This is a genomic window from Luteibacter sp. SG786 (assembly GCF_011759605.1).
Taxonomy (GTDB): domain Bacteria; phylum Pseudomonadota; class Gammaproteobacteria; order Xanthomonadales; family Rhodanobacteraceae; genus Luteibacter.
The window spans coordinates 172191-186379 of sequence record NZ_JAAOYX010000001.1 but is presented as its reverse complement, the minus strand read 5'-3'; the positions used below and the strand labels follow the sequence as shown (position 1 = coordinate 186379).

Here is a 14189-nt window from a genome sequence, read left to right as displayed (position 1 = left end):
CCTGTGTGGCCCGTGAGTCGGCCGCTTGCGCGGCCTGTGTGGCCGTGAGTCGGTCGCTTGCGCGACCTGCGAGTCGGCCGCTGCGCGGCCTGTGAACCGTAAGCTTACGCCTCCACTCACGGTTCGCAGCCGGGCGCAGCCCGCGACTTACAGGCCACGCAGTGGCCGACTCACGCCCCCCACCTCAGATCTCGACCTGGGCCCCCAACTCGATCAGCCGATTGCCCGGAATCTGGAAGAACGCCGTCGCCGGCATCGCGTTTCGTGCAAGGAAGGCGAACAGCTTGTCGCGCCACAGAGCCATGCCCGGGCGGCGGACGTCGGCGACGATCGTTTCGCGCGACAGGAAGAACGTCGTGTCCATCATGTCGAAGTCCAGGCCCAGTGCGCCCGCACGCGACAGCGAGTTGGGGATGTTGGGATCTTCGGCGAAGCCGTACCGCAACTGCAGGCCGTAGAAACCGCTGCCGTACTCGATCACCTCCATGCGCTCTTCGCTTTCCGCGACGGGCGTCTCGAGCATCTCCACCGTCAGCAGCACGTTGCGCTCGTGCAGCACCTTGTTGTGCTTCAGGTTGTGCAGCATCGCGTGCGGCACCGCGTTCTGGTTCGCGGTGAGGAACACCGCCGTGCCCGGAACGATCAGCGGCGGATGGTCCGCGATGTTCGCGACGAACGGCTCCAGCGCCAGGCCCGACTGCTTGATCTCGCGCACCACAAGGTCCCTGCCCCGGCGCCAGGTCGTCATCACCGTGAAGATGATCACGCCGAGAACCAGCGGGAACCAGCCGCCATGCGCGATCTTCAGCGCGTTCGCGCCGAAGAACGAAAGATCGGTGATGAGGAAGATGACACCCACGGTGATGACCGCGGACCAGTGCCAATGCCAGCGCAGGCGCGCGACCACGAGGGCCAGCAGCGTCGTCATCGTCATGGTGCCCGTCACGGCGATACCGTAGGCCGCGCCGAGATTGTTCGACGAGCGGAAGCCGAGCACGGCGAGGAACACCAACACCAGCAACAGCCTGTTCACCCATGGCACGAAAATCTGCCCGGACATCTCGTGCGACGTGTGCACCACGGCCATGCGCGGCGAATAGCCGAGCGACATGGCCTCGCGAGTCATCGAGAAGGCACCCGAGATCACCGCTTGGGAGGCGATGATCGCCGCCATGGTCGCCAACGCCACCATCGGATAGAGCCAGTCTTCCGGCACCATGCGATAGAAGGGGTTTTCGATGGCGCTCCGGTCGTGCAGGAGCAATGCCCCCTGACCGAAGTAATTGATAAGCAGGGCCGGCAGCACGAATCCGAACCAGGCCAGCCGGATCGGACGCTTTCCGAAATGGCCCATATCCGCGTACAGCGCCTCGGCGCCCGTGAGCGCCAGCACCACGCCGCCGAGAGCGATGAACGACAACTTGCCGTGCTCGCGGAAGAAGGTCACCGCGTACCAGGGATTCAGCGCCACCAGCACCTCGGGATGCGCCACGAGCTGGCGCAGGCCGAGGAAGGCCAGCACGAGGAACCACAGGACCATCACCGGCGCGAACGCCTTGCCGACGATGTTCGTACCGTGCCGCTGCACGGCGAACAATACGAAAATGATGACCAGGCAGATCGGCAACACGTAGGTGTCAAGCTGGGGCGCGGCAATTTCCAGACCTTCCACGGCGGAAAGCACCGAGATGGCCGGCGTGATCACGCCGTCGCCGTAGAACAGCGAGGCGCCGAAGATGCCGATCGCCGCCAGCACCCAGCGCGCGCGCGGCGAGCCGCTGACGCTGCGCTGCGCGAGCGCCATGAGCGCCATGATGCCGCCTTCGCCCTTGTTGTCCGCGCGCATCACGAAGGTGACGTATTTCAACGACACCACCATGATCAACGACCAGAAGATCAGCGAGAGCACGCCCAGTACGGCTGCCGGATGCGGCGTCATGCCGTGCGTACCCAGCGTTTCTTTCATGGCGTACAGGGGGCTTGTGCCGATGTCGCCGAAAACGACGCCGATGGCGCCGAGCGCGAGCGCGCCCAAGCGACGACCGTGCGCGTGCTGTAGGTCTTCGGCTTGGTTTTCCATTTTCACTTTCAACCTCCGAGCGCCGCGCGCAGCGCCTTGCGGATGATGGCTTCGGCGGAATCGCCTTCCGCCGCCGCTTTCTGTACCAGCCGCGAAGCTTCCACGGGCTTGTAACCGAGTTGTTGCAAGGCCACGGTGGCTTCGCCCACGGGATCCACCGGTGCCGCGTCGCCCACCGTGCCGACGGGCAAGCGTACTCCCACGGCATCCACGCGATCGCGCAATTCCACCACCATGCGCTCCGCGGTCTTCTTGCCGATGCCAGGGATCTTGGTGAGCGCCACCACGTCGCCCGCGTGCACCAGCCGCGACAGTTCGTCGGTGGCGACCCCGGACAGCACGGCCAGCGCGATCTTCGCGCCGATGCCGCTCACCTTGAGCAGGTTGCGGAACATCGCCCGCTCCGCCTCGCGCAGGAAGCCATAAAGGGCCACGCCGTCTTCCTTCACCGCGTAATGGGTGAGGAGGGTCACTTCCTTGCCCGTGGCGGGAAGGTCGTAGATGGTCGACATGGGCGCGTCGACGTCGTATCCCACGCCGCCGACCTCGATGAGGAGCGACGGGGGCTGCTTGCTTATGAGGATGCCACGCAGGCGGCCGATCATCGGCGGCGTCTCCATGCGGTGCGCGGGATGCCCACGCGTTCGATGCTGGAACGGGTGTGCGCATGGGCGATCGCGATCGCCAGCGCGTCGGCGGCATCCGCCTGCAGCGGACCCTTGATACCGAGGATCATCCCGATCATGTGCTGGACCTGGGTCTTGTCGGCGCGGCCGGTACCGACTACCGCCTGTTTCACTTCGGTCGCGGCGTACTCGTGCACGACGATTCCCTGGCTGACCACGGCACACACGGCCGCACCGCGCGCCTGCCCGAGTTTCAGGGCGGAGTCCGCGTTGCGTGCCATGAACACGCGCTCGATCGCGGCTTCCGCCGGACCGTGCTCGCCGATGATCCCGCACAGCTCGTCAAAGATGCGTTTCAGGCGCAGCGGAAAGCTGGCTTCGCCGGAAACGAGCAGCGCGCCGTGCCACACGTGGCTTACCGCGCCGTTGTCCGCCACGTCGATCACACCGACGCCGGTACGCTGGCTGCCCGGATCGATGCCGAGGATGCGGATCATGGGGCGACGGGGCGTCAGCCCTCGTCGTGGGCCGGCAGGACGGCGTTGTGGTAGACCTCATCCACGTCGTCGAGCGAATTCAGGCGGTCCAGCAGTTTTTCGAACTGTTCGAGCGCCTCGCCGGTGGGCGTGACCAGCGGCCCGTTCGGGCGCATGACCACGTCGGAACCGTCGATGTCGAAGCCGGCGGCGGCCAGCGCCTTGCGCATGGCTTCCACGGCGATCGGATCGGGAGCCAGCAACACGGTGCCGACGCCGTTCTCGATCACGATGTCTTCCGCGTTGTTCTCGATGGCGGCTTCCTCGAGCTTCGCCTCCACGTCGGTGTCGCCACCGGTGTGCACCACCACCTGACCTACGCGGGTGAACTGGAAGGCCACCGAGTTGGTGGTGCCCATGTTCCCGCCGAGCTTGTTGAGCGCGGCGCGCACATCGGCCACCGTACGGGTCTGGTTGTCGGTGACGCAGTCGATGATCAGCGCGGTGCCCGCCGGGCCGTAGCCTTCGTAGCGGATCTCGTGCATGTCCGCGCCGCCGTCGGCACCCGAACCGCGCTTGATGGCGCGCTCGATGGTGTCCTTCGTCATGTTGGCGGCCAGGGCCTTGTCGACGGCGGCGCGCAGGCGCGGATTGCCGTTGGGGTCGGGCACGCCGCCACGGGTGGCGATGGTGATTTCGCGGATCAGCTTCGTGAACACCTTGGCGCGCTTGGCGTCTTCGGCGTTCTTGCGACCTTCGATGGACGGGCCTCTACCCATGTTCGATTCCTGGATCTACCGGACGGACAGGGGCGCGATTCTAGCGGAACCGGGGCGACTGTAGGGAGCCGGCGGGACGGCAGCGGCTGGATGTGCCGACTGTGGGAGCCGCTATAGCGGCGAGAAGCCGACGAAGCGGTGAAACGGGCCCGGACTATTGCGAACTTCCCTCGCCGTCATGACGGCTCCTACAGGGCCGGCGGTGTATCGAAGCGTCCTTCGCGCAGGAAAAACGCCACCTGGCGGGCTACGTCGGCGGAAACCAGCATGCCGGTGTGACTGGTTTCGAGGACGCAATGCGCCGTGAGACCCGGCAAGCGCGTTTCCTCCACGCCAACCGAGCCGTCGTGCTCGCTGCCCACGTCGCCGACCAGCGATCCCAAGCCCATCGGCTGTCTTCCGGCGATCACGCCCACTTCCCGGCGGCCGTCCCAGCGGTCCAGGCCATGTTCGAGCAGTTCCTTCGAACGCCCCAGCAGCATGTCTCCGCCCCAACGATGGGTGAGGCCGCGGGCGGCGCCGCTGCCGTTGAGCGGCGAGCCGAGACAAACGATGCGCCCGTCCGGAAGGTCGTCGTCGCGGCAGGCCAGCAGGGCCAGGATGCCGCCCAGGCTGTGTCCCACTACGTGAACCGGCCCCGGCCCCAGTGCGCGGATACGCTTGCGCAGCCGCGCGATCGCCTGTTCCGGCGGCGCGGCCACGCTCATGTACTCGAACTGATGCACCTCGAACCCCTCCTCGCGAAGGCGCCGATGCAGCATGGCCATGGCGAACCCGCGCATCCACAGCCCGTGCAGCAGCAGGACGTGGGCCTGGGAGGCGATCATCGGGTCATCCGGATCAGGCCTTCGCCGGCTCCGCGGCCGCCACGCGAACGTGCAGCTCTTTCAGCTGCGGCTCGGAAACCTGCGACGGCGCGTCGGTCATGAGGTCCTGCGCGCTGGTGGTCTTCGGGAAGGCGATGACGTCGCGAATGGATTCGGTGCCGGCCATCAACGCGGCAATGCGGTCGATGCCAAAGGCCAGGCCACCGTGCGGCGGCGCGCCGAGGCGAAGCGCCTTCAACAGGAAGCCGAACTTCGCCTCGGCCTCGGCCTCGCCGATGCCGAGCAGGTCGAACACCGCGCTCTGCATCTCGGGACGATGGATACGGATGGACCCGCCGCCGATCTCGTTACCGTTGAGCACCATGTCGTAACCGCGGCTGACGGCAATCGCGGCATTCGCGCGCAGGTCGGCAATGTCATCGACCTTCGGCGCCGTGAACGGGTGATGCAACGCGACGAAGCGCTTTTCTTCCTCGTCGTATTCGAACATCGGGAAGTCGGTGACCCACAGCGGCTTCCAGCTGTTCTCGACCATGCCCCGATCGCGGCCCAGCTTGATGCGCAGCGCGCCCATGAAATCGGTGACCGTTTTCCAGGCGCCCGCGCCGAAGAACACGATATCGCCGCTGGCGGCGCCGGTAAGCTTCAGCACCTGCTCCAGCGCGGCGTCGTCGAGGAACTTCGCCACCGGCGAGTTGATGCCGTCGCGGCCCTTGGCCAGGTCGTCCACCTTCAGCCAGGCGAGACCCTTGGCGCCGTACTTGGCGGCGTATTCGGTGAGGCCGTCGATGTCCTTGCGGGAAAGGTCGGCCGCGCCCGGCACGCGCAGGGCCGCCACGCGCCCGGCCGGATCGTTCGCGGGACCGGAGAACACCTTGAACTCCACGTGCTTCACCGCCTCGGCGATGTCCACCAGTTCCAGCGGGATGCGCAGGTCGGGCTTGTCGGAGCCGAAGCGGCGCATGGCCTCCTCGTAGGTCATGCGCGGGAACACAGCATCCAACTCCACGTGGCGCACTTCGCGGAACACGTGGCGGATGAGGTTTTCGACGAAGTCCTGGACGTCGCGTTCCTCCACGAAGGCGAACTCGAGGTCGAGCTGGGTGAATTCCGGCTGGCGGTCGGCGCGCAGATCTTCGTCGCGGAAGCAGCGGGCGATCTGATAGTAGCGGTCGAAACCGGCCATCATCAGGATCTGCTTGAACAGCTGCGGCGACTGCGGCAACGCATAGAACTGGCCCGGATGCACGCGGCTCGGCACGAGGTAGTCGCGCGCGCCCTCAGGCGTGGCCTTGGTGAGGATCGGGGTTTCGATGTCCTGGAAGCCGGCGGCATCGAGGTAACGGCGCAGCTCGCGCACCAGCGCGGTGCGCGTGCGCATCATTTTCTGCATCTCCGGACGGCGCAGGTCGAGGTAGCGGTAGGTCATCCGCAGGTCCTCGTTCGGCGACTCGTGCAACGCGAACGGAAGGTCGCGCGCCGCGTTGAGGATCTCCACCTTCTCCGCCAGCAGCTCGACCGTGCCGGTCTTCAGCTTGTCGTTGGCCGAGAGACGCTTGCGGATCTGCCCGGTAACGCGCACCACGAATTCATAACCGAGTTCGCCCGCCACGGCGAAAGCCGGTGCGTTTTCACGCTCGATCACCACCTGGGCCACGCCTTCGTGGTCGCGGAGGTCGACGAAGGCCACATGGCTCTGGAGGCGAAGGGTATTGACCCACCCGCAGAGGGTGACGTCCTGGCCGATCAGCGACTCGTCGATGAGTCCGCAAAGATGGGTGCGCATGCGCTGGAAACTCTGGGGAAAAGACCCCGGATCGTACCACGAGCCGGGGGGCCTTCCAGAGCCGGGACGACCGCTCAGCGGCCGATGTCGAACTTGCCGCGGCAGCCGCGGTCGGCCCAGATGCCGTCCCGGGTGAAGCCGTAGCTGTAGCCTTCCTCGCAGTTGTTCCGCGAGGTCTGTTCCACCAGCCGGGCGCCACGCCCGATCGGCCAGCGGCAGAACACGCGCTTGTTGTCGTTGCTGTCGCAGGACACGATGCGTCCGCCGCCGCCAGGGCCGCCCCAGCCCGGGCCGCCGCCGTGGTCGCCCCAGCCGGGCCGGCCGCCACCACCCCAGCCGCGCGCCTCCTGGAAGATGCCGCGGCAACCGTCGTCGACCCAGAGGCCCCCTCGATCGATGTCCCAGGTGCGGCCGCGGATACAGTCCGTCTTCGAATCCTGGCGAACCAGGCGGGCATCGCGCCAAGGTACCCGGCAATACGACCGGCGACCGTTGTCGCTGTAGCAGTTGACCGTGTCGCCGCCGCGTTGGGCGTGCGCCACGTGCGGTGCCGCGAAAGCCGCCGCACCGAGTGCCACCATTGCCGCCAGTCCCAGGATCGCTTTCATGTCCCTGTCCCTCCGATGTGTGTGATCGAAAGTTATCCGAGGAAAACGCAATGTTGTTTGAACGGGTCGCAGGAAATCGCCGCCGGCCTCAGTAACCGATGTTGAACTTCCCCCGGCACCCCTTCGCGGCCCAGATCCCATCGGCCGCGAAACCGTAGCTGTGCCCCTCGACACAATCGCTACGGGAGGTCTGCTCTACCAGCCTCGCCCCCTGCCCGATCGGCCAGCGGCAAAACACGCGCTTGTTGTCGTTGCTGTCGCAGGACACGACCCGGCCGTCGCCGCCCCGGGCGGCGGCCGGACGAGCAGGACGGATGGGCGGCTGCGGATAGATGGGATGCGGCGGATAGTCCGACGCCCAGCGCGGGCGGTCGTCGTAGCGACGCCAGCTCTCGTCGCGGTCGCCGTGATGGTAATGATCGACGCGATACGAGCGGTCGTCATAGCCGCCTGCCTCCTCGAAGAGGCCGCGGCAGCCGTCATCGACCCAGATACCACCACGATCGAGGCCCCAGGACCGGCCACGGACGCACGGTGCACGGGAGTCCTGCCGGGCAAGTCGCGCTTCGCGCCACCGAACCGGACAATGCGAACGGCGGCCGCCGTCGCTATAACAATTGACCGTCGCCGGCCCCCAACCGGCCTGTGCTTGCGGTGACGTGAAAGACAACGCCCCGCTGACAGTGACGACGAAAACGAAACCAGCGATTCCCTTCATGACGACCTCCGAGGATGACGTCAAAAAGGTACCGGTACAGCCGCCGTACGTCGCGTCGGCGTACGCCACGGCCCCTTGTAGGCCCGGGCGAGATCGCCGCCTTAGGTAGACGGCGACCCGGAGGTCGAGGAGGGCGTGGACGTCGAGGGAGCCGGCGTCTGTGCTGGCGCGGGAGCCGGCGCGCCGGACGAACCCTCGGCCAGATTCCGCTTCTTGTCGCCTTCCTTCTTGAAGTCCGTCTCATACCAGCCGCTGCCCGCGAGGCGGAACTGCGGCGCGCTCAGCATCCGGCCCACGCGGGGTTCGCCACAGCTCGGGCAGGTGGTCGGATCGGGATCGGACATCTTCTGCAGGCGGTCGAAGCGGTGGCCGCAGGCCTGGCACTGGAATTCGTAGATGGGCATTGGGGTACCTCGAGGTTCTATCGGCGCATTATTGCGTGAGTCGGCTGCTGGCGCAGCCTGTGAGTCGCGTGCTGCGCACGCTGGGAACCGTGAACCGAAGAATGAGCTAACGGTTCACAGGCCGCGCAGCGGCCGACTTACAGGCGGCGCAAGCCGCCGACTCACAAGCCGCTACGCGGCCGACTCACGCCGCACTAAACGTGAGATGGTTGCCGTCGGAGTCCACGCGCACCGTCTGCCCCGGCGAGAACGCCCCTTGCAGGATGCGCTGGGCCAGCGGGTTTTCCAGCTGCTGCTGGATCGCACGCTTCAGCGGCCGCGCGCCGTAAACGGGGTCGAAACCCACGCTGCCCAGCAGGTCGAGCGCGGCATCCGAAATGTCCAGCGACAGCTGACGGTCGGCGAGGCGCCGGGCCAGGTAATCGAGCTGGATGCGGGCGATGGCACGAATCTGCTTCTTGTCCAGCGGACGGAACACCACGAGGTCGTCCAGACGGTTGATGAACTCCGGACGGAAGTGCGCCTGCACCACGCCCAGCACCGAGGCCTTCATCTGCAGGTAGTCGGCCTCGCTGTCGCCGGCCTGTTCCTGGATGAGGTTCGAGCCGAGGTTCGACGTCATGACGATGACGGTGTTGCGGAAGTCGACCGTACGGCCCTGGCCGTCGGTGAGACGGCCGTCGTCGAGCACCTGGAGCAGGATGTTGAAGACATCCGGATGCGCCTTCTCCACCTCGTCGAGCAGGATCACACTGTACGGGCGGCGACGCACCGCTTCCGTGAGGTAACCGCCTTCTTCGTAACCCACGTAACCGGGAGGCGCGCCGACCAGCCGGCTCACGGAGTGCTTCTCCATGAACTCGCTCATGTCGATGCGCACCATCGCGTCCTGTGTGTCGAACAGGAAGTCGGCCAGCGCCTTGCACAGTTCGGTCTTACCGACGCCGGTCGGGCCGAGGAACAGGAAGGATCCATAGGGGCGATTGGGATCGGACAGGCCGGCACGGGCGCGCCGGATCGCGTCCGACACCGCGCGTACCGCTTCATCCTGCCCCACCACGCGCGCATGCAGCGCTTCTTCCATGTGCAGCAGTTTCTCGCGCTCGCCCTCGAGCATCTTCGCCACGGGAATGCCTGTCCAGCGGGCCACCACCTCGGCGATTTCCTCGGCCGTGACGCGATCCTGCAACAGCGTGAATTCCTGCTTCTCGGCCTTCTGGGCCGCGGCAAGCTGCGCTTCCAGCGCCGGGAGGCGGCCGTACTGGATCTCGCTCATCGCACCATAGTCCTGCCGGCGCTGCGCGGCCTCCAGTTCGAGGCGGGCCTGCTCGATCTGCTCCTTGATCTTGGTGGCGCCCTGCAGCGCGGCCTTCTCCGACTTCCACACCTCGTTGAGGTCGGAGAATTCCCGGTCGAGTTTCTCGATGTCGGCCTCGAGGTTGGCGAGGCGCTGCTTCGACTCGTCGTCCTGCTCCTTCTTCAGCATCTCGCGCTGGATCTTGAGCTGGATGAGCCTGCGTTCCAGGCGGTCCAGTTCCTCCGGCTTGGAATCGATTTCCATGCGGATGCGCGAGGCCGCTTCGTCCATCAAATCGATGGCCTTGTCGGGAAGCTGACGGTCCGGAATGTAGCGCGCGGAAAGCGTGGCGGCCGCGACGATCGCGGGGTCGGTGATCTCCACGCCGTGGTGCACCGCGTAGCGCTCCTTCAAGCCGCGCAGGATCGCGATGGTGTCTTCCACGCTCGGCTCGCCCACGAACACCTTCTGGAAGCGGCGTTCCAGGGCGGCGTCCTTCTCCACGTACTTACGGTATTCGTCGAGCGTGGTTGCGCCGATGCAATGCAGTTCGCCGCGCGCCAGCGCGGGCTTCAACATGTTGCCGGCGTCCATGGCGCCATCGGCCTTGCCCGCGCCGACCATCGTATGCAGCTCGTCGATGAACAGGATCACCTGTCCTTCCTGCTTCGACAGGTCGTTCAACACGCCCTTCAGGCGCTCTTCGAATTCGCCGCGGAACTTGGCGCCGGCGATCAGTGCGCCCATGTCGAGCGACAACACGCGCTTGCCGCGCAGACCCTCGGGCACCTCGCCGTTGACGATGCGCTGTGCCAGGCCCTCCACGATGGCCGTCTTGCCCACCCCGGGCTCGCCGATCAGCACGGGATTGTTCTTCGTTCTGCGCTGGAGGACCTGGATCGTGCGCCGGATTTCCTCGTCGCGGCCGATCACCGGGTCCAGCTTGCCGCTCTCGGCCCGCTCGGTGAGGTCGATGGTGTATTTCTCCAGCGCCTGACGCTGGTCCTCGGCGTTTTCCGACTGCACCTTCTCGCCACCGCGGAGTTTCTCAATGGCGGCTTCGAGGTTTGCCTTGGTGGCGCCGGCGGCCTTCAGCGCGCCACCGGCCTCCCCGCGATCGTCCAGCGCCGCCAGCAGGAACAGTTCGCTGGCGATGAACTGGTCGCCGCGCTGCTGGGCCAGCTTGTCGGTGAGGTTGAGCAGGCGGTTCAGATCGTTGCCGAGGCTGATGTTCCCTTCCTGCCCGCTCACCCGCGGCATGCGTTCGAGGATCTCGCCAAGGCGCTGGCGCAGCGCGGGCACGTTCACCTGCGCCTGCGTGAGCAGCGGCGCCGTGGAGCCGCCCTGCTGGTCGAGAAGCGCCACCAGGAGGTGCGCCGGCTCGAGGATGTTGTGGTCGCGCCCGACGGCCAGCGACTGAGCGTCCGCCAAGGCCTGCTGAAAACGCGACGTGAGTTTGTCCATTCGCATGGTAATTGTCTCCGAAGGTATGGCGCGCCCCGGGCCCTCCCCGCGACCGCCTCTGGCCACACAGATGCGGGTTCTACCGCGAGGCTTCAACGCCACTGTGCTCTGATGCAGCGGATTTTTCACGGCCCAGGTTGCATCCTGAGGGGATCGCCGAACCTGGAGCCACCGTGACAGTCACCAGCGACCATCTGCCGCGTCCGCCCGCTCATCTCGTAACACCCGCCACCGCCTTGTTCCTGGACGCCGACGGCACCCTGCTTGCCTTCGCCGACGACCCTGAAGGCGTGGTGGTACCCGAAGGCATGCTCGACACCCTGGATGCCCTCCACGAAACGCTGGACGGAGCCCTCGCCCTGGTCAGCGGGCGAGCCATCGCGAGTCTCGATGGCATCTTCGGTCGCCCCCGCTGGGCCGCCGCGGGGCAGCACGGGCTCGAACGCCGCGAAGCGGACGGAAGGACGGTCACGGTGCCCGTCGACGCCGCGGAACTCGCCCGCCTGCGCGACGAGGTGCACAGCGTCGCATTGGCCATGCCCGGGGTCCGTGTAGAGGACAAGAGCTGGTCCGTCGCCCTGCATTGCCGCGAACACCCCGAATACCTGGGTGAACTGCAGCGCGTGGCCCCGGCCATCGCCGCCCGCTTCCCCGGCTTCGAACTCCAGCCGGGCAGCTACGTCTACGAGTTCAAGCCCCGCGGCATGGACAAGGGCGTGGCCGTGGCCGCCTTCCTCGATGCGCCACCCTTCCAGGGACGGCGCCCGGTGTACCTGGGCGACGACCTCACCGACGAGCACGCCTTCGCGCTGGTGAACGATCGCGGCGGAGCGTCGGTACGCGTCGGTGCAAGAACACCGTCATCGGCGGTGTTCACATTGTCTAGCCCAGGCGATGTCCATGCTTGGCTGGATTCCGTGAAAGCCGCATTGACGCAAGGAGCCGCAAGGAGACAATGAGTCGACTAGTCGTCATATCGAACCGCGTCGCGCTGCCCAAACAGACGCAGACGGGTGGACTGGCGTCCGCGATGAACGCGGCGCTGCAGGAAATGGGCGGCCTGTGGTTCGGATGGAGCGGCAACATCGCCGCCGAGACCGGCAAGGAGTTGCACGAGGTCCAGGAAGGAAACATCAGCTACGCCACGATCGACATGTCCAAGGCGGACCATGACGACTACTACAGCGGGTTCGCGAATCGCGCCCTGTGGCCCCTGTTCCACTATCGCGGCGACCTCGTGGACTACCGCCGCGACCACCTGGAAGGCTACCTGCGGGTCAATCGCGCATTCGCGAAGCGCGTGGCGAAACTCATTCGCAAGGACGACATCGTCTGGGTGCACGATTACCACCTGATCCCGCTCGCCGCGATGCTGCGGGAGTTGGGGGTGGAAAACCGCATCGGCTTCTTCCTGCACACCCCGCTGCCCGCCGCGGGCCTGCTGATCACGCTGCCTCGCCACCGGGAGATACTGGAGCCGCTGGCTTCGTACGACCTCGTCGGCGTGCACACCCAGCGCGACCTGCGCGCCCTGGAAGATTATTTCCTGCACGAACTGGGCGCCGCCATGCGTACTGGCGGCCGCATTCGCGCGGCGAACGGTCGCATCTTCCGTGCCGGCGTATTCCCCATCAGCATCGACACCGCCGAGGCGGTGGAACTCGCACACCGCGCAGAAGACAGCGGCGCGGTCGCGAAGCTCAAGGCATCCATCGACGACCGCGCCCTGATCATCGGCGTCGACCGCCTGGACTACTCGAAGGGCCTGCCGGAACGCTTCGAGGGTTTCGCACGCCTGCTGCGAGACCACAAGGACATGCGCGGCCGCGTGTCGCTCCTGCAGATCGCGCCGCCCTCCCGTTCCGACGTGCCGGAATACCGTTCGCTGCGCCGCGAACTGGAGCGCAGCGCGGGCCACATCAATGGCCAGTACGCGGAACCAGACTGGGTGCCCATCCGCTATGTAAACAAGTCGTTCGCGCACAAGGTGCTGGCCGGCTATTTCCGCGTGGCGAAGGTGGGTCTCGTCACGCCGCTTCGGGACGGCATGAACCTCGTCGCCAAGGAATACGTGGCCTGCCAGGATCCACAGGACCCGGGCGTGCTGGTGCTCTCGCGCTTCGCAGGCGCGGCGCAGGAACTGGACGCGGCGCTGCTGGTGAATCCGTCCGACCTGGACGAAGTGTCGGAAGCCCTCAAGCGAGCGCTCGAGATGCCGCTGAAGGAACGGCGGATGCGCTGGCAGTCGATGATGGACGTTCTGGAACGCAACGACATCACCACCTGGCGCAACGCGTTCCTGCACGCACTCACCGAACCGCCGAAGGTCAAGCCCGAGATCTACGTGCCTTCGCCGGTGACTTTCAGCTCTTAATCTGCCTGGGTCCAGATCAGCGAGGCGAAGCGCCCGCTGGCGGCGCCGTCGCGGCGGTATGAGTAGAAACGCGGGTCGCGGAAGGTGTCGAACCCCCCGCCCGATATCCGCGCGACGCCCGCGGCCGCCAGCCTGCGTCGCGCGAGGATGTAGAGGTCGCAGGTCCAGTGGCCCGGCCGGGTGGGAGTGAAGGCCGCCTCCGTCACCGGGGCGCGTTCGACGAAAGCCGCGCGCACTTCGGCGCCCACCTCGTACGACGGCCCGCCGATGGCCGGCCCCAACCAGGCGAACAACGACGCGGGCGGCACACCCATCCGGGCCACCGTGTTCTCCAGCACGCCGGCCGCGAGGCCGCGCCATCCGGCGTGCGCCGCACCGATCGTCTGGCCGTCGTCGCTGGCGAACAACACCGGAAGGCAGTCGGCGGTGAGGATCGCCAGCACCCGGCCCGGGCCACGAGCGACCACGGCATCCGCCACCGGCTCATCGTCCGAAGCGGGCACCGAGGCCGCGTCCGCGACATCGGTGCCGTGCACCTGCCGCAACCAGAGCGGCGCGGCGGGGAGATGCAGGGCTGTCGCCAGCGCCGCGCGGTTCGCCGTCACCCGCGCCGGATCGTCGCCCGAGCGCAGTCCCAGGTTCAGCCGGTCGTAAGGGGGAAGCGACACGCCCGGACCCTGGCGCGTCGACACCGCGGTACCGACGGTGGCGGGGGCCTCCCAGTCCGGAACGATCCATGCCTGGTCCATG

The 14189-nt window shown here is 66.8% G+C and carries 13 protein-coding genes; 2 read left to right on the top strand and 11 right to left on the bottom strand.

What is annotated here, in order from left to right:
- Positions 1 to 184 precede the first annotated feature (184 nt).
- The 10 genes from FHS47_RS00740 to clpB all read right to left on the bottom strand — a co-directional run bounded on the left by FHS47_RS00740 (position 185) and on the right by clpB (position 11071).
- Complete coding sequence (locus FHS47_RS00740) at positions 185 to 2080, bottom strand: potassium transporter Kup (protein ID WP_167021887.1); 1896 nt, start codon at positions 2078 to 2080, stop codon at positions 185 to 187.
- A gap of 8 nt (positions 2081 to 2088) precedes the next feature.
- Positions 2089 to 2685, bottom strand: a complete 597-nt coding sequence (ruvA, locus tag FHS47_RS00735) for a Holliday junction branch migration protein RuvA (RefSeq protein WP_167021886.1) — start codon at positions 2683 to 2685, stop codon at positions 2089 to 2091.
- Entirely contained in the window at positions 2682 to 3203 is a 522-nt protein-coding gene (ruvC, locus tag FHS47_RS00730; RefSeq protein WP_193569874.1) for a crossover junction endodeoxyribonuclease RuvC, read from the bottom strand. Before ruvC ends, ruvA begins: the two co-directional genes overlap by 4 nt.
- 14 nt (positions 3204 to 3217) lie before the next feature.
- Entirely contained in the window at positions 3218 to 3961 is a 744-nt protein-coding gene (locus FHS47_RS00725; RefSeq protein WP_167021885.1) for a YebC/PmpR family DNA-binding transcriptional regulator, read from the bottom strand.
- Between the two features lie 188 nt (positions 3962 to 4149).
- Positions 4150 to 4788 (bottom strand): alpha/beta hydrolase, encoded by a 639-nt coding sequence (locus tag FHS47_RS00720; protein ID WP_167021884.1) that lies wholly within the window; start codon positions 4786 to 4788, stop codon positions 4150 to 4152.
- Positions 4789 to 4801: 13 nt separating this feature from the next.
- Entirely contained in the window at positions 4802 to 6574 is a 1773-nt protein-coding gene (gene aspS / locus FHS47_RS00715) for an aspartate--tRNA ligase (RefSeq protein ID WP_167021883.1), read from the bottom strand.
- Between the two features lie 74 nt (positions 6575 to 6648).
- On the bottom strand, positions 6649 to 7182 hold the full coding sequence (locus tag FHS47_RS00710; RefSeq protein ID WP_208381714.1) for a DUF3011 domain-containing protein: 534 nt from the start codon (positions 7180 to 7182) through the stop codon (positions 6649 to 6651).
- A gap of 88 nt (positions 7183 to 7270) precedes the next feature.
- The gene (locus tag FHS47_RS00705; RefSeq protein WP_167021882.1) at positions 7271 to 7900 is read right to left on the bottom strand and encodes a DUF3011 domain-containing protein; all 630 of its coding nucleotides are present in this window, start codon (positions 7898 to 7900) and stop codon (positions 7271 to 7273) included.
- Between the two features lie 101 nt (positions 7901 to 8001).
- Positions 8002 to 8304, bottom strand: coding sequence for a zinc ribbon domain-containing protein (locus tag FHS47_RS00700; protein ID WP_167021881.1), 303 nt, complete (start codon positions 8302 to 8304; stop codon positions 8002 to 8004).
- A 184-nt stretch (positions 8305 to 8488) separates the two neighbouring features.
- Complete coding sequence (gene clpB, locus FHS47_RS00695; protein ID WP_167021880.1) at positions 8489 to 11071, bottom strand: ATP-dependent chaperone ClpB; 2583 nt, start codon at positions 11069 to 11071, stop codon at positions 8489 to 8491.
- A 167-nt stretch (positions 11072 to 11238) separates the two neighbouring features.
- Between clpB and otsB the strand changes: the two genes are divergently transcribed.
- Together otsB and otsA are read left to right on the top strand one after the other, a co-directional pair.
- Complete coding sequence (gene otsB, locus FHS47_RS00690; protein ID WP_167021879.1) at positions 11239 to 12024, top strand: trehalose-phosphatase; 786 nt, start codon at positions 11239 to 11241, stop codon at positions 12022 to 12024.
- Entirely contained in the window at positions 12021 to 13439 is a 1419-nt protein-coding gene (otsA, locus tag FHS47_RS00685; RefSeq protein WP_167021878.1) for an alpha,alpha-trehalose-phosphate synthase (UDP-forming), read from the top strand. The genes otsB and otsA overlap by 4 nt, the downstream gene beginning before the upstream one ends.
- Here the strand turns inward: otsA and pgeF are convergent.
- Positions 13436 to 14188 carry a peptidoglycan editing factor PgeF gene (gene pgeF, locus FHS47_RS00680; protein ID WP_167021877.1) on the bottom strand — a complete coding sequence of 251 codons (753 nt, stop codon included), beginning with the start codon at positions 14186 to 14188 and terminating at the stop codon, positions 13436 to 13438. The two genes, otsA and pgeF, sit on opposite strands and share 4 nt — an antisense overlap.
- Position 14189: the final 1 nt, after the last annotated feature.